The organism is Sphingomonas sp. (genome assembly GCF_048595155.1).
Lineage (GTDB): Bacteria > Pseudomonadota > Alphaproteobacteria > Sphingomonadales > Sphingomonadaceae > Sphingomonas_I.
Map to the genome: position 1 here is coordinate 1 of NZ_JBMDXN010000066.1, position 26400 is coordinate 26400.

Genomic DNA, 26400 nt, shown 5'->3' on the forward strand with positions numbered 1-26400 from the left:
GACGTTGATCGGGAGGCGCCGGCATGACCGCCTCGCTGGACATGTGCTGACGCCGCATTGGGGAGAGTTCGTGCGCCTGTTCGGCGACAGTAAGGAAGACCGGCTCAGCCAGGCGCGGGCGGCCGCCGCGACGTCCGGCGCAGTCGTGCTGCTTAAGGGAGCCGACAGCATCGTCGCGCATCCGGACGGACGGACGGCGATTGCGCAGCTCGCGCCTCCATGGCTTGCAAGCGCGGGAACGGGCGATGTACTTGCCGGCATCATCGGCGCGCTGCTGGCCGGCGGGCATGAAGGGTTCAATGCGGCGTGCGCTGGCGTGTGGCTGCACTCCGAGGCGGCGCGCAAGGCCGGCGCCGGCTTGATCGCCGACGATCTGATCCGCGGTCTGCCCGCAGCGTTGAAAGCGTGCCTGTGATTCTGTCCGAAGTCATTCGTCTGGCCGCGAGAGGCGACGGCATTACCGCGGATGGGCGCACTGTCGCGCTCGCCGCACCGGGCGACATGGTCTCCAATGCGGCGGACATCATTCCCGGCCCGCATCACGTCGAGCCACCCTGCCGTCACTTTCCACGCTGTGGCGGTTGCCAGCTGCAACATGTTGACGATGCAACCTATTCTGAATATCTGATCGATCGCGTGAGTGGCGCGCTCACGTCGCAGAAGCTAGCCGTGCCGGATATCAGGCCGCCGCATCTTTCCCCACCACGCACCCGGCGCCGGGCGTCCTTGAGCGCCGAGCGTATCGGTAAACGCGTCGTGCTCGGCTTCAACGAGGAGGTGAGCCATCACATCGTGGATATGCGCGAATGCCATATCCTGCTGCCGGAATTGTTCGCCCTCGTCGAACCGATCCGGGCCCTGCTTGGCACATTGCTGAAGCCGCGCACCCGGGCGACCGTTTTCGTGGCGTTGACGGATCAGGGCGTGGATGTCGCGCTGGATAATGTCACAGTCGAGGGACTGGCGGCACATGAAGCGCTGATCGACTTCGCCCAGACGCACAAGCTTGCCCGGTTCGCGGTGGACGAAGGCTATGGCAGCGAGCCGCGGTGGGAGCCAGAGCCGGTCACCATAACCTTGGATGGCGTGGCGGTGGGCCTGCCGATCAAACCATTCCTGCAGGCGACAGTTGATGGCAGCACAGCATTGACCCGCGCGGTTCAGGAAGCGGTTGGCGACTGCGCCAGCATCGCGGATCTGTTCGCAGGGGTGGGGACCTTTGCCGTGCCGCTGGCGCGCAAGGCGAAGGTGTTGGCGGTAGAAGGCGCGCGCGATCCGGCGTTGGCGTTGCAGATCGCGGCAAATCATAGCGGGCGTCAACTGGCGGTCGAGCATCGCGACCTGTTCCGGCGGCCCTTATCGCCGACAGAGCTGGCGCGGTTCGAGGCGGTGGTGCTCGATCCGCCGCGGGCTGGCGCCAAGGAGCAGATCCCTGATCTGGCGCGCGCGCCTGCCAAGCGGATCGCCTACGTGTCGTGCAACCCCGCCACCTTCGCCCGCGACGCTCGGAGCCTGATCGAAGGCGGATGGCAGATCGACTGGGTTCAGCCCGTCGGCCAGTTTCGCTGGTCAACCCATGTCGAGCTGGCCGCAGCCTTCAGTCGCCGAAACTGACCATGGCCTTCCCTGCCCTGAAACCGCGGCTCCATTCGGCGGTTGAGAGGGAAAGGAGGATGCCAGATGAACGTTTCAAAAGGTGACGTAGTCGAACGGATCGCGCGTGTGCTCGCGGGGCAGAGGCTCAGCGCCAATGCCGACGGAAGCAGCCGATCGGCCGGCAGCGAGGTCGACGCGACCTGGTCCGACCATATCGATGACGCCATGGCCGTGTTGCGGACATTGCGGGAGCCGGATGCGCGGATGGCCGCGGCCGGCGATCCCGAAGTCTGGGAGAAGATGATTCTCGCTGCCCTGCCGGAAGGCGATCGCCTGTAAAAAGGGGAGCGGCACGCCGCTCCCCTGAAGGCTCAGTAGAAATCCGCCGGATTGGGCGTGGGGGCCTTGCACGCGCGCGAATTGCCGTGCTTGCAGGCATAGGCCTGGGCGCGCCACACCCGCATGGCGTCGGCATAGGCATTTTGCTGACGCACATAGCGCGCATCGGTGCGGTTCACCGCCCGATCATGCTTGACGAGCGCGTCCATATAAGCAGCGCGATCGGCTTCATATTGGGCCTGGTCTGCCGCGATGGCGGTGTTGTCTGCCTGGCTCACCGCAGCACCCTGGTTGTTCAAGGCAGCTGTGACGGGAGCACCCGCGGCATTGATGGCAGCCTGATTGGGCATGGGCGGCGTACTGTACCCACGCTGATATTCCTCTGCCGGCGTACGCCCGGTCGTGCCGGTCGCAGAAGTCTGGGCGAAGGTGGACGAAACGGCCGTTGCCGCAAGCAACAGCCCGAACATAGGTTTGGCCAGCATAGAGCGCTCCTTGATGGGGGATGCGGCCTTGAACGCCAGCAAAAAGAGGACGTTCCGAGCTGGTCCTAATTTGCGTTAGGCATTGGCCGGAGCGAATGTGCCGCTGTCTTCATCCAGGACATGGAGAACGCCTTCCGCAATCGCGAAATAGGCGCCGCGGAGTTTGAGCGTTCCGGCGCGTTCGCGTTCGGGAACGAACGGGAACGTACGCAGATTGGCCAGGCTGACCTTCACGCATTCATGTTCCAGCGCGTGCGCGGCATCGGGGCCATGGCCGCATTCGGACACGATCCGGTCTCGCACATCGTCGAGCAGCGACACCCAGTCGGAAATGAACCCGCCGCGGCCAGGCGGCTCGCCTTCGAATGCGTGGTTGAGCGCGGCTGCGACACCGCCACAGGCGCCGTGCCCCAGCACAACAACCTCCGCGACGTTGAGCTGCGTCACCGCAAATTCCAGCGCGGCAGAGACGCCATGGTGGCCTTTCGTCGTTTCGAACGGCGGTACCAGGTTGGCAATGTTGCGAACCACGAACAGCGTGCCCGGCGCGCTATCGAATATGCGGGTCGGGTCAACGCGGCTGTCCGAGCAGGCAATAACCATCGTCTTTGGCTGCTGGCCTTCCGCCAATTCCGCCCATCGCGCCCGCTGCTGCGACCAATCCTGATCCCGAAAGCGGCGATAGCCAGACAGAAGACGTTCAAATTCATCCATAGATCCCGCTTAGCGGGATGGTGGGGGGTGGCAAGTGCGCGCGTGCGACGCTATCTGGCACCCCATGAACGAGCCGCTGCCGATCCGCCCTCAGCGTGAACGCAAGCCGGACTGGATCCGCGTCAAAGCGCCTACCAGCCATGGCTTCAACGAGACGCGCCAGTTGATGCGCCGCCTGAACCTGGCAACCGTCTGCGAAGAGGCAGCGTGCCCCAATATCGGCGAATGCTGGACCAAGAAGCACGCGACCGTGATGATCCTCGGCGACGTGTGCACGCGCGCCTGTGCCTTCTGCAACGTCAAGACTGGCATGCCGCGCGCGGTGGACGCGCTGGAGCCGCAGCATGTTGCCGATGCGGCGGCGGAATTGGGCCTCACTCACATCGTCGTGACTTCGGTAGATCGCGATGATCTGAAGGATGGCGGCGCGGGGCAGTTCGTGAAGGTGATCGAGGCGCTTCGCCGCACGACGCCGAGCACGACGATCGAGATCCTGACGCCCGATTTCCGGAACAAGGCCGACAGCGCGTTAGAGGCGATCGTGGCGGCACGCCCCGACGTCTATAATCACAATCTGGAGACCGTGCCGAGGCTGTATCCGACCATCCGGCCGGGCGCACGTTATTATGCCTCGCTGCGCTTGCTGGAGCAGGTGAAGCGATTGGATCCGTCCATCTTTACCAAGTCGGGCGTTATGGTCGGGCTGGGTGAAGAGCGGCTGGAAGTGCATCAGGTAATGGACGATATGCGTTCGGCGCAGATCGATTTCCTGACCATGGGCCAATATCTACAACCCACCCCGAAGCATGCCAAAGTCGCGGAATTTGTCACCCCGCAAGCCTTCGCGGCCTATGGCTCCATCGCACGCGCCAAGGGGTTCCTGCAGGTTGCCGCCACACCGCTGACGCGTTCAAGCTACCATGCGGGTGACGATTTCGAACGGATGCGGGCCGCGCGTGAAGCGCAGCTCAAGACCAACCGTGCCCCGGCATAAAGAGACCCGCCGGCTACCCTATACGCCGGAGCAGATGTTCGATCTGGTGGCGGATGTTGGCCGCTATGACGAATTCCTGCCCTGGGTGGCGGCGGTACGCGTGCGTTCCGACGGTCCGGACGAGATGGTTGCTGACCTGATCGTCGGCTTTCGGGCGCTGAAGGAGCGTTTCACCTCGCGCGTATCCAAACAGCGGCCGATGCGAATCCACGTGGATTATCTCGATGGCCCGCTGAAATATCTCACCAACCATTGGACGTTCGAACCGGATGGGGAGGGCGGTACGCTGGTGGGATTTTGCGTCGATTTCGAATTTCGCAATCGCATCTTCGAAGCGCTGGCCGGCCAGATGTTCGGCATGGCTTTCCGCAAGATGGTGAGCGCGTTCGAGGCGCGGGCCGCTAAACTCTATGGGACGACCGGCCCCGTCGGTAACAGCAGCCCGAGCGCGCATAGCGCCGCCTGAAGGCGGATACCGCCCCGGCCTTTGTCGCCGAAATCCTTCTGATCGGTGATGGCGTCTTCCGGATCGTCGCCGGCTTTCGCCAAGGCGAAGACGACCGTTCCGATCGGCTTCCGATCGGTACCCCCGCCCGGGCCGGCAATGCCGGTGATGGCGACCGCGACGTCGCTGCCCGATTTCGCGACTGCCCCGTGCGCCATCGCCCAGGCGGTAGCGAGGCTGACGGCGCCAAAAGTCTCGATCACGTCGCCGGCGACGCCGAGCAAACGCGTCTTGGCCGCGTCCGAATAGGTTACGAAGCCGGCATCAAACACGTCGGACGAGCCCGGTATCTCGGTCAGGGCGGCGCTGACCAGGCCCCCCGTGCAACTTTCGGCGACCGATATGCGCCGTCCGGCCGCGCGATTCTCATCGATCACCCGGCGCGCCAGGTCGACCAGTTCAGGCGGAAGAAGGTTATCGCTCACTGTCGCGCGGCTCCAGCTTACAGATCTTCAGTACCTCGGTCAGTCCTTTGCCCTTACGCTCGGCGACCGACAGAGCGAGCACGGCCAAACGGCCGAGATCGGCTCCGGAGACCGCGCGGGCGCCCTGGATCGCTTCGTTCGCGACGAAGCAATCGTTGCGGTTGACCTGCTTGGCGAGGAAGCCGCCCAGCGCGGGTTCCGCCAGCAGGCGGATCGCGTCGGAGTTCATATCGGGCGGCATGGGCTGGCCGAGAAATTTCTGGAAGATGACGTTGATGGCCCGGCGCGCCTGCGGCCAGGCGGCGGCGCTGTCCGGACGGTAACGGTCGGCCAAGTCCGCGGCATTGGCAACGATATAGGCATTCGGAGCGAGCACTTCGCTGCAGCGATTGCCCAGTTTTTCCACCAATGTCGGTAGGGCGAAAGTGACCAAAGCGGCGGCCTGGGGCTGGGGCAGGCAATCCGGCGCCTGCGCCAGCGCGACAGACGGCATCGTCGCAACCATCAGCGTCAGTCCGATGCGCTTATATACATTCATATATTACCCTCCGGCAGGCGCACCGTTGCAGCTGCCTGGGCCGCAATGCCTTCACGGCGGCCCGTAAAGCCCAAACGCTCGGTCGTGGTCGCCTTGATACTGATCTTCGCCTCCTGGAGCCCCAACAGTTCGGCGATCCGCGCCCGAATCGCGTCGCGATGCGGGCCGACCTTGGGCTCCTCGCACACAATGGTTAAGTCGACATGATCGATCCGTCCGCCCCGTTCTGCAATCTTGTCTGCAGCGTAGGTGAGGAAGCGGTGAGAGGCCGCGCCGCGCCATTGCGGATCGGTTGGCGGAAAGTGGGTTCCGATGTCGCCATCGCCGATTGTGCCCAGCAGGGCGTCCGTCAATGCGTGGAGCGCGACATCCGCATCGGAATGGCCCGCCAGCGCCCGATGGTGCGGGATGCGGATGCCGCCCAGCCAGATGCCGTCGCCCTCTGCGAAGCTGTGAACGTCGAAGCCGAGGGCGGTGCGGGATACCAGATCGGCAGCCAGGCGGCGCTCGGCCGCCACGAAATCGGACGGATAGGTCAGCTTGTCGAGCAAGGGCGATCCTTCGACGGTCGAGATTGTGAAGCCGGCCGCGCGTGCGACCTGGGCATCATCGGTGGCTTCGCGGGCCGCGTCCCAGGCGGCATGAGCCTGGCGGATGGCTTCGGTCCGGAAGGCTTGCGGCGTTTGTACGCGGGCGACCCCGTCGCGCGGAACGGTGGCGCCGAGACTGTCACCGGCATGGGCCAGCGTATCGGCGACGGGAAGGATCGGAACGGCCCCTGGGGCATGGTCCAGCGCCGCAAGCAACCGATCGGTCACGGCAGCCGGAAGGAACGGGCGCGCCGCATCATGGATCAGGACGCGGCGGCCGGTCGTGGCAGTCAGGCCGTTCAGGACGGAGTCGCGGCGGGTGGCGCCCCCAATCACGACTGACCCAAGCTTTCTGTCGCCAATCGCAGTGCGCAATAGCGCTTCCTGCCCGGCGCCGATCACGACGATGATCTCGGAAATGGCCGGGTGGGCGGCGAGCGCATCGACGGCGTGCGCCAGCACGGCCTTTCCGCCGATCGACAGAAATTGCTTGGGCAGGGTCTGGCCAGAGCGCGATCCGCTCCCGGCCGCGACGATCAAGGCGGTGACAGGCTCATGCATCGGTCGCCGCCTAGCGTGTCAAAGGCGCTAAGAACATATCGGCGTAGGTCATGCCGCCGCATGGGCGGTCTGCAGAGCTTGCGCGAACAAGCGGAACTCCTTGTCGCGCGGCGACCCCTTACGCCAGACCAGCGCAATCCGGCGGGAGGGGTGATCCGCGTCCAGCGGGCGGGCCACCACGCCGGTATGATCGAGAATGCCGGCCTCCAGCGCCATTTCAGGCAGCATCGTTACCCCCAGCCCATTGTCGACCATCTGCACCAGGGTGTGGAGCGACGTGCCCATCATGGCGGCCCCGGCTCGTAACTCCGGACGATTGCATGCGGCCAGTGCATGATCCTTCAGGCAATGCCCGTCTTCCAGTAGCAGGAGCCGGCTTTCGTCTATGGCCTCAGCTCGCATCATGTCGGGCAGGCCAGCCCCATCGGCGCCGGGGTAGGCAACGAACAGGCGATCTTCGAACAGGTCGGCGTGATCGATATCGCCACAAGCGTAGGGCAAGGCGAGGAGCACGCAATCGACATGGCCGCGGTGAAGCGATTCGCAGGCGGCTGCCGACGGCTCCTCGCGAAGATAGAGTTTCAACTCCGGCCACTGATCGCGCAGCTTGCCCATGATCCGCGGCAGCAAGAAGGGCGCGATTGTGGGGATCACGCCCATGCGCAGCTCGCCAGCCAATGGCTTGCTGGCAGCCCGGGCCAGCGCGGACAGCTCCTCGGCCTCGCGCAGCACCCGCTCGCCCTTGTCGGCGATACGAAGACCTAGCGGGGTAAAGCGAACCACCCGGCGCGTGCGTTCGACGAGCATAACACCTAAAAGTGATTCAAGCTCTCGCAGCCCGGCGGACAGCGTCGATTGCGTGACGAAACATGCTTCGGCGGCGCGGCCGAAATGGCCTGTGTCCCGCAGCGCGACCAGATATTGCAGCTGCTTGAGAGTGGGGAGATAGACCGCCATTCATCGCTCCAATCGATCAATATCCCATAAATAATCAATTAAGTTTGCGATTGCCACCCGCCCTGCAGAGCCGGTGCGTTTCCCACCCAATCCGGAGAATATCGATGCTGACTGTCGGCGACAAATTTCCTGCTCTGAAGCTGCCCGTGCAGCAGGGCGTGTCCGCTCTCCCCAACGGTGAGACGATCGATACCGGCGATACCGGCGGCAAGTGGAAGATCGTGTTCTTTTGGCCGAAGGATTTCACTTTTATCTGCCCCACCGAGATCATCGGCTATGGCGAGCTCAAGAACGATTTCGCCGATCGTGATGCCGTGCTGATCGGTGCCTCGACTGATACGGATTTCGTGCACTTCGCATGGCGCAAGTCGGACGAGCGTCTCGCCAATTGCGACTTTCCTTGGATCGCGGATAATAAGAAGGACCTGGCGAACGCGCTCGGCATCGTCGCACCCGACGAGGGCGTCGCCTATCGTGCGACCTTCATCGTCGATCCGCACAATGTGATCCAGCATGTGACGGTCAACGGCCTGAACCAGGGCCGCAACCCGGCCGAGGCGATCCGCGTGCTCGACGCGCTGCAGACGGACGAACTCTGCCCCTGCAACTGGCAGCAGGGTGAACAGGTTCTGAAGCCGGCCGCCTGATCATCAGCAATAGCGAAGGGCGCGGGTGGCTACCGCCGCTCGCGCCCTTTTCATGCCTGCAGCAGGAGAAAAGTCATGTCGCTTCGTGAATTTGCGGAGGCCTTGCCCGATTATGCCAAGGACATCCGCCTGAACCTAAACTCGCTGGCCAGTGATCAGACGCTCGGCGACCAACGTAAATATGGGCTTTTGCTGACGACGGCCCACGGGTCCGGCTACAGGCCGTTGGTCGAGGCGGCGGAAGCCGAATGCGCCCCTAAATTGTCGGCAGAAGCGGCTAATGCGGCCCGTGCCGCTGCGGCGATCATGGCCATGAACAACGTCTATTATCGCTTCACACACCTGGCCACGAACAAGGAATATGCGACGCTTCCGGCAAAGCTGCGCATGAACGTGATAGGGAACCCTGGCATCGATAAGGCCGATTTCGAGCTGTTCAGCCTGGCTGTATCGGCCCAAAATGGCTGCGGCACGTGTATCGACAGCCATGAAAAGGTCCTGAAAAGCCATGGCATTGCTGCCGACGTGATCCAGGCTGCTGCGCGGATTGGATCCGTCATGACCGCCGCCGCGACGGTACACGCAACCCGCGTCTAACCCTGTGTGTCTGGCGCGAGCTGCCGCCGTCTTAGCGGCGGCTCGCGGGACATATCGGCCATTTCCATGATCTTGGCGCGCAACTGGGCGCGCTTGTCGTGGATCGACGCAATCACCGGCCCCATGGCCAGCCCCAGATCGACCAGCACGGCCTCAGATAGTTGCAGCGAAGATTCCACGGTTTCCGGGACCGCATCGGTCGCGCCGGCGCGATACAGCTGGGCGGCCTGTTTGGGATCCCGCGCCCGCGCAACGATGGTAAGGTCCGGAAATTGCGCACGAAGCAGCTTGGTGAGCCGGATCACCTGCACCGGATCGTCCATCGTCAGGACGATCGCACTGGCTTTCGCCACGCCCAAGCGCTCGATCATGCCCGGACGAACAATGTCCCCGAACGAGGCATGGTAGCCCCGTTCGCGCGAGGCCGCGACAAGATCGGCATCCGCGTCGATCGCGAGATAGGGGCGCTTGTGGGCATCCAGCATCTGCGCCACCAGCCGGCCGACCCGGCCAAAGCCGATGATAAGGACGCGTGGCTGGCCTTCATCCACCGCAGGCAGCGGCTCCTCATTGCTGCGGCGCTCCACCCGTTTGGACAGCGCGCGTCCCACCTGGGCCAAGACCGGGGTGATGGTCAGCCCGAGCGCCGTCACGATCTCCCAGAAAGTGGCGGTTTGGGGGCCGATCAGGCCTCCAGCCGCAGCCGTACCCAGCACGATCAAGGTTGTCTCGGCGGGCGCCGCCATCAGCAACCCCGTTTCCAGACTGACACCCCGCCGAGCGCCACCGACGCGTAGCAGCAGACCTGTGATTACGGCCTTGACTGTCACAACGCCGGTGAGGGCCAGCAACAGCTCAACCCAGCGATCGGCCACGACCGAGAGATCCAGAGACATGCCGACGCTCAATAGGAAGATGCCGAGCGCCAGCCCTTTGAACGGCGCCGTTATTCCTTCGACCTCTTCGTGATAGTCTGTCTCGGCGATCAGGAGGCCGGCGATCAGCGCGCCGACGATCGGCGACAGTCCTGCCGCGGCGGTCGCGACGCTCGCAAGAATGACGACCAGCAGGCTTACAGCCAGAAAGAGCTCCGGGCTCTTGGTGCGCGCCGCCTGTGCGAACAAGCGGGGCAGGGCGATCCGGCCGAGCAGAAGCATCGCCGCAATGGTTCCGCCGCCGACCAGCAGGGTGCGCAGAAGTTCGGGCCAGGCGCTACCGCCATGGGGCGCGAGTGCGCCGAGCGCGAAGATGATGGGCACCAGCGCGAGATCTTCGAATAGCAGCATCGCAAAGGCGCGCTGCCCGACCGGGCCGCTGGTGCCCGCGATCGGCAAAACCAGCGCGGTCGAGGACAATGCCAATGCGACACCAAGCCCGAAGGCAGTGACGGTTCCTTGGCCGAAAGCGATAAACCCGAGCGCCAGCAGCACGGCGCAGCCGACCAGTTCGGCAGCACCCAGGCCGAACACAGCTTTCCTCATTTTCCAGAGCCTTCGGAACGAAAGCTCCAGCCCGATGGAAAAAAGAAGCATGACGATGCCGAGCTCGGCAAAGGGCTCGATCGCATGGGGATCGCTGATCGTGGCATAGAAGAGCCACGGTGCGTTCGGAACAAAGCGTCCGAGCCCGGTCGGGCCGACGGCGATGCCCACGAGGATGAACCCGATTACCGGATTGATACGAAAGCGTGCGAAGGCCGGAATGACGATGCCGGCAGCGCCCAGAATGACGAGCGCGTCGCTGAATCCCGCTGAATCGATTGGCAGAGTCATGGCGCCGACCTTCGCCCGGATCGTCTCTAAACGCCAGTCAATGATGGTCGCACAGACATGATGGCGTCCGGGCCGCACTGAACTCGGCGCGTGACCGCGCCTTGCGATGGGAGCACGCAGTACGTGCTCCCCCCATAAAGCCGGGCCGAGCGTGCTGCCCGGCCCGTTAGATCAGGCCCAGCTGGCCATCTTCTGCTCGAGGTTGACGCGGACTGCTTCGAAGAACTGCTCGGTCGTCATCCAGGCCTGATCCGGGCCGACGAGCAGCGCCAGATCCTTGGTCATGGCGCCGCCCTCGACCGTTTCCACGCAGACCTTCTCCAACTCTTCCGCGAAGCGCGTGACATCGGGCGTATCGTCGAACTTGCCGCGGAATTTGAGGCCGCCGGTCCAGGCGAAGATGGATGCGATTGGGTTGGTCGACGTCGCCTTGCCCTGCTGATGCTGGCGGAAGTGGCGGGTGACTGTACCGTGCGCCGCTTCGGCCTCGACGGTCTTGCCGTCGGGCGTCATCAGAACGGAGGTCATGAGGCCCAGCGAACCGAAGCCCTGGGCAACCTGATCCGACTGAACGTCGCCGTCGTAATTTTTGCAGGCCCAGACGAACTCGCCGTGCCATTTCAGCGCGCTCGCGACCATGTCGTCGATAAGGCGATGTTCGTAGACGATGCCAGCATCCTTGAACGAATCCTTGAATTCGCTCTCGAAAACCTCTGCGAATATGTCCTTGAAGCGTCCGTCATAAGCTTTCAGGATGGTATTCTTGGTGGAGAGATAGACTGGCCAGCGGCGGCCCAAGCCGTAATTCATACTGGCGCGCGCGAAGTCGCGGATGGACTCGTCCAGATTGTACATGCCCATAGCAACGCCAGCGGCCGGGAAATCGAAGACCTCTTCCTCGATGACCTGGCCGTCTTCGCCCTGCCATTTCATGGTGAGCTTGCCCTTGCCGGGCACGCGGAAGTCCGTTGCCTTATACTGATCGCCGAACGCATGGCGGCCGACGACGATCGGCTTGGTCCAGCCGGGGATCAGGCGCGGCACATTCTGGATGACGATCGGTTCGCGGAAGACGACGCCGCCGAGGATGTTGCGGATCGTGCCGTTGGGCGACTTCCACATCTTCTTGAGGTTGAATTCCTCGACGCGTGCTTCGTCGGGTGTAATCGTCGCGCACTTCACGCCGACGCCATATTTCTGGATCGCATGGGCGCTGTCGATCGTCACCTGGTCGTTGGTCGCATCGCGATTCTCGATGCTCAGGTCATAATATTCCAGATCGATATCCAGATAGGGCTTGATCAGGCGCTCGCGGATCCATTCCCAGATGATCCGCGTCATCTCGTCGCCGTCGATTTCGACGACGGGGGTCTTCACCTTGATCTTCGCCATGAAACTGTTCCCGTAATATGAAGTTTGGGGTGCCTCCTAGGGCGGGGGCGGGACGCGCACAAGATTGTCAGGGCGAAAGGCGACGCCTAGTAAGCGGAACTATGAGCTCGCTTGAAACCAGGCCCGATACGACGCCGAGCGCCCAGTGGCGCTGGCCTTCCGTTCACCCCGAAGGCCGCAAATTCGCCGTGATCGCGGCGGTCATCACCGCCGCGCTGTTCCTGGTGCACGCGCCGATTCTGGCGTGGCCGATGGTGGGCATCACGATCTGGGTCCTGGCCTTTTTTCGCGATCCGATCCGCAGCGTACCACAGGGGCCAGGCCTGATCGTCGCGCCGGCGGACGGGCTGATCACCATGATCCAGCAGGTCGAGCCCCCGGTCGAACTTGGCGGAGAAGGGGGCTTGCCGCCCGGGCCGTGCATGCGCGTGTCGATCTTCATGAGCGTGTTCGATGTGCATATCAATCGGGCTCCGATCTCGGGGCGGATCACACGCGTCGTCTACATCGCCGGCAAATTCCTGAACGCCAGCCTGGACAAGGCGAGCGAAGAGAATGAGCGTCAGCATTTCCTGATGACGGGCGCGGATGGGACGCTGATCGGATTCACGCAGATCGCCGGGCTCGTGGCACGTCGGATCGTGCCGTTCGTTAAATCGGGCGATATGGTCGCTACCGGCCAACGCGTCGGGCTTATTCGGTTCGGCAGCAGGGTCGACGTCTATTTACCGGCGGGAACTGCTCCAAAGGTCACCCTTGGGCAGCGCTCGATCGCCGGGGAAACCATCCTCGCGCGGATCGGTGATACCGAACGCGTGACCGGCATCGTGCAATGAGGCGCGGCGGTTGATCCAGCCACGGGGAACGCGGCGCGGCATTCCGCTACGGGCGGTAATGCCCAATGCGGTGACGGCGCTCGCTTTATGCTTCGGGCTGACCGGGGTGCGCTTCGCCATTGCGGGTGAGTGGGAGAAAGCAATCGGCGCGATCATGGTGGCCGGCATCCTCGATGGGCTGGATGGTCGGGTAGCACGCCTGTTGAAGGCGGAAAGCCGGTTCGGTGCCGAGCTCGATTCGCTCTCGGACGTCATCGCATTTGGCGTGTCGCCGGGGATCATCCTCTATCTGTGGACACTGCAATATGTTCCCAAATATGGCTGGGTGATCGCACTGGCGCACGCGGTCTGCTGCGCCTTGCGACTGGCCCGGTTCAACGCGCAAATCGACAGCGAGTGGCAACCACGTAAATCAGCAGGCTTTCTGACCGGCGTACCTGCGCCGGCGGGTGCGGCCATGGCGTTGCTACCGGTGATTTTATGGCTGGCCCTGGGCGACGCGGATCTCCCGCGTGTCCAGGATGTGTTCGCGCGAAGCTATGTCGTCGCGCCATGGACCTTGTTCGTCGCCTTCCTGATGATCTCGGATCTGCCGACCTATGGCTGGAGCTCTTTCCGCCTCCGCCGCGAGTTCCGCCTGCCGGCGCTGCTTCTGATATGTCTGGTCGGTACCGCCATATTCACCGCGCCTTGGGCAACGTTGGGCAGCCTGATCATCCTATACGCGATCCTGCTTCCCTTGGCCGTGCGCAGCTATGCCCGCGTCAAGCGGCGGCGCGCAGCGGAGCAGACTGCGATCTGATTCGAACCACCCGCGCGCGCCGTCCGGCAGAGCGCATGGCAGCAGGCAGGGGAGCTGGCGTGGCAGTTGGTTTGAGGCCCAATGCTGTGGTCACTGCCTGCCAATCATCCGCGAGGATCGCGACAATGACGGCGATCATGGCGGACATGATCAGAACTGAACTCAGCGTCGCAACACTTTGAAGCATCACACAATCTCCGGCCCGGCCCCGCGTTCCAAGCTTTGGTGCGGTAACTGGCTTGTTGTCAGCCCGTTCCATATGTTCTTGTTTTGTTCGTTCGTCAAGTCTTCGTATCGCGGCAGGCCGTGCCGTTCCGTCGATGGTTGCATTCGAGGTGACAATGCCGCGGATGCCGATCGCGCCGGAGCGCGCTGCCTTGAAAGTCTTGCTTTCTGCCGCGCCACATCCTAACTGCGCCGCATTCCACATGTGGGGCTTCCATACCGGTGCTGCGGTTGTGCCGCGGTTCCTGCCCTGCAGAGGTTCAACCGGGTTAGGAGAATTACCATGGCGGCACGTGCCGTTACCATGCAGCAGTTGCTCGACGCAGGCGCGCATTTCGGTCACCAGACGCATCGCTGGAATCCGAAGATGAAGCCGTACATTTTCGGCGATCGCAACGGTGTTCACATCATCGACCTGTCACAGACCGTGCCGCTCTTTGCGCGCGCGCTCGACTTCATCAGCTCCACCGTTGCCGCTGGCGGCAAGGTGCTGTTCGTCGGCACCAAGCGTCAGGCGCAGGAGCCGATCGCGGAAGCGGCGCGCCAGTCGGGCCAGCATTTCGTCAATCACCGCTGGCTGGGCGGCATGCTCACCAACTGGAAGACGATCTCGGGTTCGATCAAGCGCTTCAAGAGCCTGGAAGAGCAGCTTTCGGGCGACACGCACGGCCTGACCAAGAAGGAAGTGCTGCAGCTCACCCGCGAGCGCGACAAGCTCGAGCAGTCGCTCGGCGGCATCCGCGACATGGGCGGTATCCCGGACGTGATGTTCGTGATCGACGCCAACAAGGAAGAGCTGGCGATCAAGGAAGCCAACACGCTCGGCATCCCGGTCGTGGCGATCCTCGATTCGAACGTCAGCCCCGACGGCATCGCCTTCCCGATCCCGGCGAATGACGATGCCTCGCGCGCGATCCGTCTGTATTGCGATGCCATTGCGGAGGCTGCGACCCGCGGCAACACGCAGGGCCGCGTCGCTGCGGGCGAAGATTTCGGTGCTGCCGAAGCGCCGCCCGCCGAAGAAGCGCTGGCGTAACATTTATTTCGTCGCCCCGGCGTAGGCCGGGGTCGCTGGTGCATTGCGGCTCTGCCAGATCGCAGCGGCCTCGGGTTCAGCCGGGGCGACGTTTCTGTATCGAAAGGACATGACTATGGCGGAGATCACCGCTGCTGCCGTGAAGGACCTGCGTGAACGCTCGGGCGCCGGCATGATGGATTGCAAGAAGGCGCTGACGGAAAATGGCGGCGACATGGAAGCCGCGATCGATTGGCTGCGCACCAAGGGGCTCGCCACCGCCGCTAAGAAGTCCGGGCGCACCGCCGCTGAAGGCCTGGTCGGCGTTGCCGTCGAAGGCAAGAAGGGTGCCGCTGTCGAGGTGAATTCCGAGACCGATTTCGTCGCGAAGAACGAGCAGTTTCAGGACTTTGTCCGTACGGTTTCGCAGCTGGCGCTCACGACGGGTGACGATATCGAAGCCCTGGCGAACGCCGCTTATCCCGGCGGTGGCACGGTTCAGGAAAAGCTGACGGCCAACGTCGCGACGATCGGCGAGAACCAGCAGCTGCGCCGCGTGCGCGTGCTGTCGGTCAACGAAGGCGCCGTCGTGTCCTACGTCCACAACGCTGCCGGTGCCGGCATCGGCAAGATCGGTGTGCTGGTCGCGCTCGAGGGTTCGGCTCCGGTCGACAAGATCGAGGCGCTTGGCAAGCAGCTTGCGATGCACATCGCAGCAGCCAGCCCGCTGGCGCTGCACGAAGAGGGCCTCGACGAGGCTCTCGTCGAGCGTGAGCGCGCGATCGCGATGGAAAAGGCCGCCGGTTCGGGCAAGCCGCAGAACATCATCGAGAAGATGGTGGAGGGTGCGATCGCCAAGTTCCGTAAGGAAAATGCACTGACGTCGCAGCTGTTCGTCATGGATAACAAGACGAAGATTGCAGATGTCATCACGCAGGCCGCCAAGGATGCGGGCGGTTCGATCGCGTTGACCGACTATGTCCGCTTCCAGCTTGGTGAAGGTATCGAGAAGGAAACCAGCGATTTTGCCGCCGAAGTGGCGGCAGCTGCGGGTATTTGAACCACTTAACAGCCCTTCGCTTCGCAAGGGTTTTCAGGAGCGGCGCGCGCCTTTAAGGTGTGCGCCGTTTCCATGTAGATCGGGTCTCGTAAGCGCATGCCGCAGCCGCCGTTTAAACGCATCCTCCTCAAGCTTTCCGGTGAGGTGCTGATGGGGGATGGCGGTCTTGCCATCGACCCAGCCATGACATCGCGTGTCGCGGGCGAAATCGCTGCCGCGCGCGAAGCTGGCTTCGAATTGTGCGTGGTCGTCGGTGGCGGTAATATCTTCCGCGGTCTGTCGGCTGCTGCCAAGGGAATTGAACGCGCGACCGCCGATTATATGGGCATGCTCGCAACTGTGATGAACGCGCTCGCCGTTCAGAATGCGCTGGAGCAGATCGGCGTCGAAACTCGCGTTCAATCGGCTATTCCGATGGCCTCGGTCTGCGAACCCTTCATCCGCCGACGCGCCGAGCGTCACCTGGAAAAGGGCAGGGTGGTCATTTTCGCCGCGGGGGTCGGCAGCCCGTTCTTCACCACCGACACGGGCGCAGCGCTGCGGGCGGCTGAAATGAAGTGCGATGCCCTGTTCAAGGGCACGTCCGTCGACGGTGTGTACGATGCGGATCCGAAGAAGGTCCCAACGGCCAAGCGTTACGAAACGGTGACCTTCGACAAGGTCCTGTCGGATAACCTGAGAGTGATGGACGCCAGCGCTGTGGCGTTATGCCGCGACAATGCTATTCCGATCGTCGTGTTCAATATCCGCGAGCAAGGCAATCTGGCCCACGTGCTTGCCGGCAGCGGCACCGCGACGATCGTTCGTAATTCAGGGGAGTAAATATGGCCGCTTATGACAAGGCCGATCTCGAGCGCCGCATGAATGGCGCCGTCGAATCGCTGAAGCACGATCTGCAGGGGCTGCGCACTGGGCGTGCCTCGACCAGCTTGCTCGATCCGGTGACGGTTGAGGTCTATGGCAGCCACATGCCGCTGAACCAGGTTGGTACAGTCACGACGCCGGAGCCGCGGATGCTGGCGGTACAGGTATGGGATAAATCCAACGTCGGCCCCGTCGACAAGGCCATCCGTTCGGCCGGTCTGGGTCTCAACCCGATCGTCGACGGGCAAAATCTGCGCATTCCGATTCCGGATCTGACGGAGGAACGCCGCAAGGAGCTTGCCAAGCTGGCGAGCCAATATGCCGAGAAGGCCAGGATCGCGGTTCGCAACGTGCGACGCGACGGCATGGATGCTTTGAAGACGGACGAAAAGAAGGGCGAAATCAGCGAGGACGAGCGCAAGCGCGCTGAGGGCGACGTTCAGAAGCTGACCGACGCGACGGTTGCCGAGATCGATGCCGCAGCCAGTGCCAAGGAAAAGGAAATCCTGGGTAAGTGAGCCCGGCGTCGGCCTCGCCAGTGCCGGCAGGCGGGGGCGGCTCGGCTGCCCTACGCCATGTGGCGATCATTATGGATGGCAACGGACGCTGGGCTAAGCGCCGGTTGTTGCCGCGCGTTGCCGGCCATCGTGCGGGTATGGAAGCAGTCCGCAAGACGATCCGTGCGGCTGGCGAACTCGGCATCGAAGCGCTTACGCTCTATGCCTTCTCGTCCGAAAACTGGCGGCGACCGGCTACAGAGATTGCCGATCTCATGGGGCTCCTGCGCTTTTATCTCCGGCGGGAAGTCGCCGAGCTGGATCGCAACAATGTCCGGTTGGAGCTGATCGGGGATTGGCGCGCGTTCGAGCCGGACATCGTTGCCGATTTGGACGCGGCCCGGTCGCGCCTGGCGGGAAATAGCGGGCTGACGGTGGCGTTAGCACTGAATTACGGCAGCCAGGATGAACTGGCACGGGTGGTGCGCGCGATCGCCGTCGATGCCCAGTCCGGCCGCATCGATCCCGCGACGATCAGCGCAGCGACGATCGAGCAGCGTCTGGATACGGCAGTTCTGCCGCCGCTGGACCTGGTGATCCGGACTTCGGGTGAGGAGCGGCTATCAAACTTTTTGTTGTGGCAGTCGGCCTATGCCGAACTGCTGTTCGTCGATACGTTATGGCCTGACTTTGACCAGGCCGCCCTGGAGAGCGCGATCGCCGCATTCGCACGGCGGGAGCGACGTTATGGCGGACGCTGACGGCCGCCCACCCTCCGATCTGCGCCTGCGTGTTATGATCGGTGGAATATTGGCGGCGGTGGCCATCCTGGTCCTTGCGCTTGGCGGCTATGTGCTGTGGGCTATGCTTTCGGTCGGTGCCGTGATCGCGCTGATCGAATGGGGCGGGTTGGTGAAAGCAAGCCGGATACGGCTTGTCCTAGCGCTGCTGGTTCTTCTCGCCGGCCTGATTTACGCTTTGCCCCTGTTGTGGGGCCTGGATCGATCCACGGTGGCGTTGCTGGGCATCGCGGCTTTGCTGCTGGCATTGCTGCCACGCGCGAGCGGCGTGGCTGTTGGCAGCGCGTATATCGGCACGGCGGCGATCGCGATCCTTTATCTGCGGGCACAGGAGAACGGCTTCCTGCTCAGCCTGTGGGCGCTGACGATCGTGTGGGCGACCGATATCGGCGCCTATTTCGCCGGACGGGGGATCGGCGGTGCCAAACTGGCCCCCTCGATCAGCCCCAACAAGACATGGGCGGGCCTGGTAGGCGGGATGATCGCCGCAGCTATTGTCGGCGGCGCTATCGCGATATTCGGCAATTTGCCATCACCGACGCTGTGGCTGGCGGCCCCGCTGGCCGTCATCGCACAACTTGGCGATCTGTGGGAAAGTGCCATGAAGCGGCGCGCCGGCGTGAAGGATTCAGGCAGGATTCTGCCCGGCCATGGTGGCCTGCTGGATCGGATCGACGGTATGCTGCCGGTGGTGATTCTGGCCGCCGCGTTGGTCGCGAACGGCAATATGCGATGACGCGTAGCATCACGATTCTGGGAGCCACCGGCTCCATCGGCCGATCCACGCTGGATCTGATCGAGCGCGAGAAGGATCGCTTCGAGGTAGTGGCGTTGACCGCCCAACAGGATGTCCAGGGGCTGGCAGCGGCGGCGCGGCGGACGCAGGCGCAAAGGGCTGTGATCGGCGACGCCAGCCTCTACGGTGCGTTGAAAGAGGCGCTGGACGGCAGCGGTGTCGAGGCGGCGGCGGGGCAAGAAGCGATCATTTCGGCGGCTGAACTACCTGCGGATTGGACCATGGGCGCGATTGTCGGGACGGCGGGGCTGAGCCCCGTCATGGCGGCTCTGCGCCGGGGGCGAACCGTCGCCTTAGCAAACAAGGAATCGCTCGTTCTGGCAGGCGGCCTGATGATGCAGGCTGCCCACGATGCCGGCGCCACGCTGCTGCCGGTCGATTCAGAGCATAATGCCGTCTTCCAATGCTTCCCGCATGAGGATCCGGCGCGTGTGCGCCGGGTGATCCTGACGGCCAGTGGCGGTCCTTTTCGCAATTTCACCCGGGAAGACATGGCGCGGGTGACGCCGGCGCAGGCGGTGAAGCATCCCAACTGGTCGATGGGTGCGAAGATCTCCGTGGATTCGGCGACGCTGATGAACAAGGGGCTCGAGCTGATCGAGGCCTATCACCTCTTCCCGGTCGGCCATGAGCGCCTGTCCGTTCTTGTCCACCCGCAATCCGTAGTCCATTCGCTGGTCGAATATTTCGATGGCTCGGTGCTGGCGCAACTCGGGCCGGCGGACATGCGCACGCCGATCGCCTATACGCTTGCCTGGCCGAAACGGATGGCAACGCCTTGCACGCCGTTGGACCTGGCGCAGGTCGGCCGGCTGGATTTCGAGGCGCCCGATCTGGTACGCTTCCCGGCGCTCGCGCTGGCCTTTCAGGCGCTGCGGGAAGGCGGGGCGCGTCCGGGCGTGCTCAACGCGGCCAATGAGGTTGCGGTCGCGGCCTTCCTTTCCGGACGGATTGGATTCCTCGACATCGCCTTCATCGTTGAGACAGTTCTGTCGCGCTATGCGCCGACTGCGCCTGCCACGATCGACGAGGCCCTTCAAATTGACGCCGAGGCACGGCGCGTCACGGAAAATGCCCTAGAGCGAAAGGCTGCATGAGCCACGTGCTGACGCTAGCGATCACCATCCTCTGTTTCATTGCCGCGATCGGCCCGCTCATTTTCGTGCATGAGCTGGGCCATTATCTGGCGGGTCGCGTCTTTGGCGTGAAGGCGGAGATGTTTTCGATCGGCATGGGCCGCGAATTGTTCGGCTGGACGGACAAGCGCGGCACACGGTGGAAAGTGTCGGCGCTGCCGATTGGCGGCTACGTCAAATTCGCGGGTGACATGGGGCCGGCGAGCACGCCGGATCCGGCATGGCTGGCACTGCCGCCCGAACAGCGAGCGCAAACCCTGCAGGCCAAGCCCGTGTGGCAGCGCTTTCTGGTCGTGCTGGCGGGCCCGGTGACCAACTTCATCGCCGCAATCGCGATCTTCACACTATATTTCGGGATCAGCGGGGTGCCGCAGACGCCGGCAACGATCGCGCAGGTCGTTCCGGGAACAGCCGCCGCCGCCGCCGGCCTGCGCCCCGGCGACCATATCGTCAGCGTGGCCCGCAGGCCGGTCTCCAACTTCGAAGACATGGCGCAAATGGTCGCCCTGCGTCCCGGCCAGCGTATCGATCTGGAAATCCAGCGTGATGGCCGGACCCTGACCGTCCCGGTGACGCCACAGCGCAGGCATTTTTCGGACGGAGCCGGCAACGAGGGCGACGTGGGATTGTTGGGCGTCGCGTCGGGGCGTTCGGTGCAGAAGCGCGAAGGGGTGCTCGGCACTCTTGGTGCGTCGTTGCGGGAAACGGGCAACATTCTGCGGACGATGACGGACGTGATCGGGCAGATTCTGGGCGGCGAACGGTCCGCAAAGGAGCTCGGCGGACCGCTGAAGATCGCGCAATTTTCGGGTCAGGTCGCGACGTTCGGCTGGCTGCCCTTCATTCGCTTCATGGCCTTCGTTTCGATTAATCTCGGCTTCATCAATCTTCTGCCAATCCCGCTCCTCGATGGCGGGCATCTCCTCTTTTACATCATCGAAGGCGTGCGACGCCGGCCTCTGCCGGCGCAAACGCAGGAGTGGGCGTTTCGTTCAGGGCTTGCTTTGTTACTCGGATTCATGCTGTTCGTAACCATCAACGATCTCGGCTCGTTCGGCCTCTGGCGGAAGCTTGCCGGCTTGATCGGCTGATCGGGATAGGGCAGGGCGACGGGCAGCGCCGGCCGAGGGCCCTGGCTCAAAGCACATCTTGGTTGAAGGGCGGGGTTGCGTGACGGAATTCATGACCAGCGACGGGCGACGTACATCTGGCCGGCTGGCAAGTGCACTATTGATAGGCACGATGCTTGCGGGCGTGCCGGCCTTCGCGCAGGCACCTGCGCCCGTGACAGCGCCGCCGGCCGCCCCCGCAGCGTCGGCGCCGCAGCCGGGTTCCGGCATCATCCATTCGATCAACGTGACGGGCAACCAGCGGTTGGAGCCGGACACGGTCCGTTCCTACATCAAGTTGCGGCCGGGCGATCCGTTCACCCGCGAGACGCTCGATCAGGCGCTGAAGGATCTGTATGCGTCCGAATTGTTCGCGGACGTGCAGATTGCGGGTGCGGACACCGGCAATATCGTCCTGCAGGTGCGCGAGAATCCGGTGATCAATCGGATCGTGCTGGAGGGCAATAAGCGGATCAAGGAAGACAAGATCCGTCCGGAGATCAAGCTCGCGCCGCGCCAGATCTTTACCCGATCCAAGGCGCGCGCGGACGTGGCGCGCATCATCGAACTGTACAAGCGCCAGGGGCGCTATGCCGCGACCGTCGAGCCGAAGATGGTGCTGCTCGATCAGAACCGCGTCGACGTCGTGTTTGAAATTCACGAAGGCGCGAAATCGCGCGTGCGCAGCATCAACATCATCGGCAACGAGCATTTCAAGGACAGCCGTCTGCGCGCCGAAATGGCGACGAAGACGGCCAGCCTGCTCCACATCTTCTCGAGCGGCACCAGCTACGACCCCGATCGTCTGGCATATGATCAGCAGAAGATGCGGCAATTCTACCTGACGCAGGGTTATGCCGACTTCCACGTCGTGTCGGCGGTCGCCGAACTGACCCCGGACAAGCGCGACTTCATCATCACCTACGTGGTGGACGAGGGGGATCGCTACAAATTCGGTGCGCCCAAGGTGGAGAGCGCGATCCGTGATCTGCGGCCGGAGGCGCTGCAATATCTCGTCAAGATCAAGGCGGGGCAGTGGTATAACGCCAAGACGGTAGAAGATACGGTCGACGCGTTGACCGAGACGGCCGGCATCCTTGGCTACGCCTTTGCCGACGTGAGCCCGAAGTTCGATCGCGACAAAGACGCGAAGACGATGACGATCACCTTCCAGCTCGCGGATGCTCCGCGCGTTTATGTGGAAGCGGTGAACATCAACGGGAATACGATCACCCGCGATAAGGTGGTGCGGCGCGAATTCCGTTTGGCGGAAGGTGATGCTTTCAACGGTTTCCGTGTGAAGCGTTCGCGCGATCGCATTCAGAGTCTGGGCTTCTTCCAGGACAAGCTGGAGATTGAACAGAAGCAGGGCAGCGCGCCCGATCGCGTCGTCCTGGAGACCAACCTGGAAGAGAAATCGACCGGATCGCTGCAGGTGTCGGCCGGCTATTCGAGCCTCGAGAAGTTCATCGTCAGCGCGCAGATCGCGCAGTCGAACCTGATGGGCAAGGGCCAGGAAGTTCGCGCCGGCGTCGACTATTCGATCTATTCGAAGTCGGTGAACTTGGGTTTCACCGAGCCTTATTTGTTCGATCATAATATTGCGCTGGGCGTCGACGTCTTCCGGCGCGACTATAACTCGTTCAGCTACAATCAGAATGATCGTAATACGACTTACAACGAATCCACCCTCGGCTTCCAGGTGCGGGCCGGCGTCCCGCTGACCGAGTTCTGGACGGTCGCGCTGCGTTATGGCCTGAGCAATGACGACGTTTCGCTCGACAAGTCGACTTTCTATTCGCGCTATAGCGCAGATGGTACGCTCGACCCCAATGCGCCGCTGCAGTGCGACCCGTTCCGCGCTGGACGTTATCTTTGCGACGCGGTTGGGAAACGATTGACGTCGTCGTTGGGCTACAGCCTCGTTTTCGACAATTTGAATGATCGCGTCCATCCTACGTCGGGTGAGCGCTTTTACATCAGCCAGGATCTCGCCGGGCTGGGCGGCAGCGTACGCTACATCCGCACAAAGGCTGAAGGCCATAAATATTGGAACGTCATCGGCTTTACGCTCTCGGCCAACGCCGAGGCCGGTTATGTCTATTCGCTCGAAGGCCGGAAGGGCCTGGGCATCGACAAGATCCGTCTGACCGACCGTTTCTATCTGGGGCAGCCGGAATTTGCCGGCTTCGATATTCGCGGCTTGGGACCGCGCGTTATTCGCGCGCCCTATAATAGCGACGGCACGTTGAATACGGCTCGCAATCAAGTGCAGGACGATGCGCTCGGCGGGCGGGCTTATTACTTCGGCAGGCTCGAAGCGCAGTTGCCCATGGGCAATGCGGTCAAGGAACTGGGCATCCGGCCGTCGATCTTCGCGAATATCGGCTCGGTATTCGGCGTGACTAAGCCCAATCTCATCGATACGGGCCCGACGGGTCAATTCCGCGAGACGCTCGACGCCAATAATCAGCGCACATGCGTCGACGCCAACACGACGGATACTATCACCCTGCCTTCGCAGACCGTTGCTCCGGGTACTGCTTGCCCGGCCGGCCTTACGCCCAACGGGGACAGAACTTCCGCGTTCAAAGAATTGTTCCTTGGCGACACGTGGAAGCCGCGCGTATCGGTGGGTATCGGCGTAAACTGGAACTCGCCGTTCGGTCCGTTCCGAATCGACGTGGCCAAGGCCCTGGTCAAGCGTAAGGGCGACGATACGAAGTTGTTTACTTTCAACGTAGGGACCCAATTCTGATGAAGACCTTGCTCAAGCTGTCAGCGGCCGCGGCGTTGTTCGCCGCCGCTTCTGCCCCCGCGTTCGCCGCGGGCACCGTGCTGACGGTTGATTTCGGCCGTGTGTTCAGCGATTCCGCCGCCGCGAAGAGTGGCAATACGCAGCTTCACGCTAAGTATGACACGCAGCTGCAGCAGCGGAACACCGCCTTCACGACGGCTGCGCAGAGCTATCAGACGCAGGTTAACGCGATCCGTGCCGCGGCCAAGCCCGGCGTGCAGCCGGCCCAGGCGGCTGTGACTGCCGCCAACCAGGCGGGTGAGCGCGCGCAGGCTGCGCAGGAAGCCTTGAACCAGCTGGATCAGGAAGTTCAGACGGTCGGACGCTATGTCCAGTCGCAGATCGTCGACAAGGTCGGGCCGATCGCCGAGCAGATCCGCGTCGAGCGTAAAGCGGATGTGGTCGTACCCAAGGGCTCGGTTCTCGCAGCCGATCCGTCGGGCGACGTGACGGCTCTGGTGATCCAGCGCCTCGATGCGTCGTTCCCGAACCCCAGCATCACGCTTCCGCAGCAGCAGGCCGCACCCGCGGCTGGCGCGGGTCGTTAATGACGGACGCGGCAGCAGTGCTCGGCCCGCTCGATATCGGGCGCGTCATGGCGGCGCTGCCGCACCGTTATCCGATGCTGTTGGTTGATCGCGTCGAGGAACTCGTCGTTGACGAGCGTATCGCCGCGATCAAGGCTGTGACGATCAACGAAGGCTTTTTCCAAGGCCATTTTCCAGGCCGGCCAATCATGCCGGGCGTCTTGATCGTCGAGGCGCTGGCGCAGGCAGCCGGCGTTCTCGCGGTCGAGAGCCTGGGGCTCGCAGGGTCGGGTAAGCTCGTCTATTTTATGGCGATCGACGAGGCGAAGTTCCGCGCGCCGGTAGAGCCAGGCGTCCTGCTGCGGCTGGAGGTCGAGTTCGTCCAAAAGCGGGCGACGGTGTGCAAATTCGCCGGTCGTGCCCTGATCGAAGGCAAGCTGGTTGCGCAGGCGAATTTCACGGCAATGATCGCCGATCCGCCCAAGGCCGCTTAACCCTTTCATTTTGTGCGCGCAGCCGTTAAGGGCGCGCTTCCTCCGGCTGGTCGGAAACCAGCCATTTCAGGACATTGTCATATGAAGAAGAATATCCATCCCGATTATCATGTCATCAAGGTTCAGATGACGAACGGCACCGTATTCGAATCGCGCTCCACCTGGGGCAAGGAAGGCGATACGCTGCAGCTGGACATCGATCCGACCGTGCACCCCGCTTGGACCGGCGGTAAGACGCAGCTGCTCGACCAGGGCGGCCAGGTGGCGCGCTTCAACAAGCGCTTTGGCGGTCTCTCGATCGGCAAGAAGTAAGCTGTTCGGGCGTTCCGGCTAGCGTCGGAACGCCTGGATCATACCAGCAGCGATCGACAAAGCGATCTCGGCCGGACCGTGCGCGCCGATGGCGAGGCCAGCCGGCGCGTCGATGCGCTGCAAATCCGTTTCACTGAAGCCGGCGGCCATCAGGCGCTCGATGCGCTTGGCATGACTGCGGCGTGAGCCAAGCGCTGCGATATAGCCCGCTGGCGAACGAAGCCCCGCTATCAACGCCGGATCATCGATCTTGGGATCGTGGCTGAGGGTGATGATCGCCGTCGCCTCGTCAGGACGCTGCGCCGCGATGGCTTCGTCCGGCCAGCGATCGTCCAGGGTAGCGCCCGGGAAACGCTCCTCCGTGAGAAAACGTCCGCGCGGATCGATCAGCGTGGGCACGATATCAAGATCACGCGCGATCGACGCCAGGGATTGGGCAATCTGCACCGCGCCCACGATCAGCAGGCGGCGGGGCGGGGCGTAGCGATTGACGAAGCGTCCCTCACCGGCGTCATCCCCGATGCGTGTATCGCCGCTTGCCAGGTCCGTTGTCAGTTGCAGCGTGGTTCCGGTGGCGCGCGCCTCGGCCATGGCGTCGATCAGTTCAGGGCGAAAACCGTCCGCTCCTACGGGTTGCACCAAAACCTCGATATGGCCACCGCACGGCAATCCTACCGCCCAGGCACTATCATCGGCGACGCCATATTCCAGATGACGAGTCCGGCGGTCGGCGATCGTTTCCGCGGCCGCGTGCAGCACTTCGCCTTCGACGCATCCACCGGACACCGACCCTTCAAATCGCCCGTCTTCGTGAACGAGCATGTGGCTGCCGCGCGGTCGCGGCGCCGAGCCCCAGGTGGCGGTGACTGTCGCGAGCGCCATCTTCGCCGGCGCCCAGCTTCGGGCTGCAGAAATCAGGCGATCGAGCTCATTCGTTTGCTTCATGTGTGTCCTTTGCACCTGCTCGACAGGCCGAGCAATTGCCTGGGTTTACGCCGGCGTCGGGAAAGGGCATGGC

At 63.1% G+C, this 26400-nt stretch carries 31 protein-coding genes; 21 read left to right on the forward strand and 10 right to left on the reverse strand.

Features of this window, described 5'->3' with window-relative positions; translation table 11 throughout:
- The 3 genes from ACOJSI_RS10375 to ACOJSI_RS10385 form a co-directional block, all read left to right on the forward strand.
- Positions 1-415 (forward strand): ADP-dependent NAD(P)H-hydrate dehydratase (locus ACOJSI_RS10375; protein ID WP_420138210.1); only part of this gene is annotated, 415 nt, incomplete at its 5' end.
- Positions 416-417: 2 nt separating this feature from the next.
- On the forward strand, positions 418-1614 hold the full coding sequence (locus tag ACOJSI_RS10380; protein ID WP_420138270.1) for a class I SAM-dependent RNA methyltransferase: 1197 nt from the start codon (positions 418-420) through the stop codon (positions 1612-1614).
- A 66-nt stretch (positions 1615-1680) separates the two neighbouring features.
- The gene (locus ACOJSI_RS10385) at positions 1681-1935 is read left to right on the forward strand and encodes a hypothetical protein (RefSeq protein ID WP_420138211.1); all 255 of its coding nucleotides are present in this window, start codon (positions 1681-1683) and stop codon (positions 1933-1935) included.
- A 32-nt stretch (positions 1936-1967) separates the two neighbouring features.
- Here ACOJSI_RS10385 and ACOJSI_RS10390 read toward each other — a convergent pair whose 3' ends face one another.
- Both ACOJSI_RS10390 and ACOJSI_RS10395 read right to left on the reverse strand, forming a co-directional pair.
- On the reverse strand, positions 1968-2420 hold the full coding sequence (locus tag ACOJSI_RS10390) for a hypothetical protein (RefSeq protein WP_420138212.1): 453 nt from the start codon (positions 2418-2420) through the stop codon (positions 1968-1970).
- A gap of 75 nt (positions 2421-2495) precedes the next feature.
- A complete protein-coding gene (locus ACOJSI_RS10395; protein WP_420138213.1) occupies positions 2496-3134 on the reverse strand; it encodes a carbonic anhydrase in 639 nt (212 codons plus the stop codon).
- A gap of 64 nt (positions 3135-3198) precedes the next feature.
- Here ACOJSI_RS10395 and lipA point away from each other — a divergent pair, with 64 nt between their 5' ends.
- Positions 3199-4128 (forward strand): lipoyl synthase, encoded by a 930-nt coding sequence (lipA, locus tag ACOJSI_RS10400; protein ID WP_420138214.1) that lies wholly within the window; start codon positions 3199-3201, stop codon positions 4126-4128.
- Positions 4115-4594, forward strand: a complete 480-nt coding sequence (locus ACOJSI_RS10405) for a type II toxin-antitoxin system RatA family toxin (protein WP_420138215.1) — start codon at positions 4115-4117, stop codon at positions 4592-4594. The genes lipA and ACOJSI_RS10405 overlap by 14 nt, the downstream gene beginning before the upstream one ends.
- Here ACOJSI_RS10405 and ACOJSI_RS10410 read toward each other — a convergent pair.
- From ACOJSI_RS10410 to ACOJSI_RS10425, 4 genes are read right to left on the reverse strand one after another with little or no spacing between them, the layout of a single operon-like run.
- Positions 4537-5058, reverse strand: a complete 522-nt coding sequence (locus ACOJSI_RS10410) for a CinA family protein (RefSeq protein ID WP_420138216.1) — start codon at positions 5056-5058, stop codon at positions 4537-4539. The genes ACOJSI_RS10405 and ACOJSI_RS10410 overlap by 58 nt on opposite strands.
- The gene (locus tag ACOJSI_RS10415) at positions 5048-5596 is read right to left on the reverse strand and encodes a hypothetical protein (protein ID WP_420138217.1); all 549 of its coding nucleotides are present in this window, start codon (positions 5594-5596) and stop codon (positions 5048-5050) included. The genes ACOJSI_RS10410 and ACOJSI_RS10415 overlap by 11 nt, the downstream gene beginning before the upstream one ends.
- A complete protein-coding gene (locus ACOJSI_RS10420) occupies positions 5593-6747 on the reverse strand; it encodes a bifunctional 2-C-methyl-D-erythritol 4-phosphate cytidylyltransferase/2-C-methyl-D-erythritol 2,4-cyclodiphosphate synthase (RefSeq protein ID WP_420138218.1) in 1155 nt (384 codons plus the stop codon). Before ACOJSI_RS10420 ends, ACOJSI_RS10415 begins: the two co-directional genes overlap by 4 nt.
- 48 nt (positions 6748-6795) lie before the next feature.
- On the reverse strand, positions 6796-7704 hold the full coding sequence (locus ACOJSI_RS10425; RefSeq protein WP_420138219.1) for a hydrogen peroxide-inducible genes activator: 909 nt from the start codon (positions 7702-7704) through the stop codon (positions 6796-6798).
- 104 nt (positions 7705-7808) lie between these two features.
- Here ACOJSI_RS10425 and ACOJSI_RS10430 point away from each other — a divergent pair, with 104 nt between their 5' ends.
- Both ACOJSI_RS10430 and ACOJSI_RS10435 read left to right on the forward strand, forming a co-directional pair.
- Positions 7809-8351, forward strand: a complete 543-nt coding sequence (locus ACOJSI_RS10430; RefSeq protein ID WP_420138220.1) for a peroxiredoxin — start codon at positions 7809-7811, stop codon at positions 8349-8351.
- 75 nt (positions 8352-8426) lie between these two features.
- On the forward strand, positions 8427-8948 hold the full coding sequence (locus ACOJSI_RS10435; RefSeq protein WP_420138221.1) for a carboxymuconolactone decarboxylase family protein: 522 nt from the start codon (positions 8427-8429) through the stop codon (positions 8946-8948).
- Here the strand turns inward: ACOJSI_RS10435 and ACOJSI_RS10440 are convergent.
- Both ACOJSI_RS10440 and ACOJSI_RS10445 read right to left on the reverse strand, forming a co-directional pair.
- Positions 8945-10720, reverse strand: coding sequence for a cation:proton antiporter (locus tag ACOJSI_RS10440; RefSeq protein ID WP_420138222.1), 1776 nt, complete (start codon positions 10718-10720; stop codon positions 8945-8947). The genes ACOJSI_RS10435 and ACOJSI_RS10440 overlap by 4 nt on opposite strands.
- Before the next feature lie 171 nt (positions 10721-10891).
- Positions 10892-12112 (reverse strand): NADP-dependent isocitrate dehydrogenase, encoded by a 1221-nt coding sequence (locus ACOJSI_RS10445; protein WP_420138223.1) that lies wholly within the window; start codon positions 12110-12112, stop codon positions 10892-10894.
- 101 nt (positions 12113-12213) lie between these two features.
- Here ACOJSI_RS10445 and ACOJSI_RS10450 point away from each other — a divergent pair, with 101 nt between their 5' ends.
- Together ACOJSI_RS10450 and ACOJSI_RS10455 are read left to right on the forward strand one after the other, a co-directional pair.
- On the forward strand, positions 12214-12948 hold the full coding sequence (locus ACOJSI_RS10450; RefSeq protein WP_420138224.1) for a phosphatidylserine decarboxylase: 735 nt from the start codon (positions 12214-12216) through the stop codon (positions 12946-12948).
- A gap of 58 nt (positions 12949-13006) precedes the next feature.
- A complete protein-coding gene (locus ACOJSI_RS10455; protein ID WP_420138271.1) occupies positions 13007-13750 on the forward strand; it encodes a CDP-alcohol phosphatidyltransferase family protein in 744 nt (247 codons plus the stop codon).
- On the opposite strand, the gene ACOJSI_RS10460 is transcribed toward ACOJSI_RS10455, so the two are convergent.
- On the reverse strand, positions 13713-14180 hold the full coding sequence (locus ACOJSI_RS10460; protein ID WP_420138225.1) for a hypothetical protein: 468 nt from the start codon (positions 14178-14180) through the stop codon (positions 13713-13715). The genes ACOJSI_RS10455 and ACOJSI_RS10460 overlap by 38 nt on opposite strands.
- 78 nt (positions 14181-14258) lie before the next feature.
- Between ACOJSI_RS10460 and rpsB the strand changes: the two genes are divergently transcribed.
- From rpsB to rpmE, 12 genes are all read left to right on the forward strand, one after another.
- Positions 14259-15011, forward strand: coding sequence for a 30S ribosomal protein S2 (gene rpsB / locus ACOJSI_RS10465; protein WP_420138226.1), 753 nt, complete (start codon positions 14259-14261; stop codon positions 15009-15011).
- A 115-nt stretch (positions 15012-15126) separates the two neighbouring features.
- The gene (tsf, locus tag ACOJSI_RS10470; RefSeq protein WP_420138227.1) at positions 15127-16050 is read left to right on the forward strand and encodes a translation elongation factor Ts; all 924 of its coding nucleotides are present in this window, start codon (positions 15127-15129) and stop codon (positions 16048-16050) included.
- A gap of 96 nt (positions 16051-16146) precedes the next feature.
- Complete coding sequence (gene pyrH, locus ACOJSI_RS10475; RefSeq protein WP_420138228.1) at positions 16147-16872, forward strand: UMP kinase; 726 nt, start codon at positions 16147-16149, stop codon at positions 16870-16872.
- Positions 16873-16874: 2 nt separating this feature from the next.
- Positions 16875-17432 (forward strand): ribosome recycling factor, encoded by a 558-nt coding sequence (gene frr, locus ACOJSI_RS10480; RefSeq protein ID WP_420138229.1) that lies wholly within the window; start codon positions 16875-16877, stop codon positions 17430-17432.
- Positions 17429-18172: an isoprenyl transferase gene (locus ACOJSI_RS10485; protein ID WP_420138230.1), complete on the forward strand. Its 744-nt coding sequence runs from the start codon at positions 17429-17431 to the stop codon at positions 18170-18172. Before frr ends, ACOJSI_RS10485 begins: the two co-directional genes overlap by 4 nt.
- Positions 18159-18947 carry a phosphatidate cytidylyltransferase gene (locus ACOJSI_RS10490; protein ID WP_420138231.1) on the forward strand — a complete coding sequence of 263 codons (789 nt, stop codon included), beginning with the start codon at positions 18159-18161 and terminating at the stop codon, positions 18945-18947. The genes ACOJSI_RS10485 and ACOJSI_RS10490 overlap by 14 nt, the downstream gene beginning before the upstream one ends.
- The gene (locus ACOJSI_RS10495) at positions 18944-20104 is read left to right on the forward strand and encodes a 1-deoxy-D-xylulose-5-phosphate reductoisomerase (protein ID WP_420138232.1); all 1161 of its coding nucleotides are present in this window, start codon (positions 18944-18946) and stop codon (positions 20102-20104) included. The genes ACOJSI_RS10490 and ACOJSI_RS10495 overlap by 4 nt, the downstream gene beginning before the upstream one ends.
- Positions 20101-21234: an RIP metalloprotease RseP gene (gene rseP, locus ACOJSI_RS10500; RefSeq protein WP_420138233.1), complete on the forward strand. Its 1134-nt coding sequence runs from the start codon at positions 20101-20103 to the stop codon at positions 21232-21234. The genes ACOJSI_RS10495 and rseP overlap by 4 nt, the downstream gene beginning before the upstream one ends.
- Before the next feature lie 91 nt (positions 21235-21325).
- Positions 21326-24010: an outer membrane protein assembly factor BamA gene (bamA, locus tag ACOJSI_RS10505; RefSeq protein WP_420138272.1), complete on the forward strand. Its 2685-nt coding sequence runs from the start codon at positions 21326-21328 to the stop codon at positions 24008-24010.
- Positions 24010-24597: an OmpH family outer membrane protein gene (locus ACOJSI_RS10510; RefSeq protein ID WP_420138234.1), complete on the forward strand. Its 588-nt coding sequence runs from the start codon at positions 24010-24012 to the stop codon at positions 24595-24597. The genes bamA and ACOJSI_RS10510 overlap by 1 nt, the downstream gene beginning before the upstream one ends.
- Complete coding sequence (gene fabZ, locus ACOJSI_RS10515; RefSeq protein WP_420138235.1) at positions 24597-25070, forward strand: 3-hydroxyacyl-ACP dehydratase FabZ; 474 nt, start codon at positions 24597-24599, stop codon at positions 25068-25070. Before ACOJSI_RS10510 ends, fabZ begins: the two co-directional genes overlap by 1 nt.
- Positions 25071-25151: 81 nt before the next feature.
- Positions 25152-25382 (forward strand): 50S ribosomal protein L31, encoded by a 231-nt coding sequence (gene rpmE / locus ACOJSI_RS10520; protein ID WP_420138236.1) that lies wholly within the window; start codon positions 25152-25154, stop codon positions 25380-25382.
- 18 nt (positions 25383-25400) lie between these two features.
- On the opposite strand, the gene ACOJSI_RS10525 is transcribed toward rpmE, so the two are convergent.
- On the reverse strand, positions 25401-26327 hold the full coding sequence (locus ACOJSI_RS10525; RefSeq protein ID WP_420138237.1) for an XdhC family protein: 927 nt from the start codon (positions 26325-26327) through the stop codon (positions 25401-25403).
- Positions 26328-26400 lie beyond the last annotated feature (73 nt).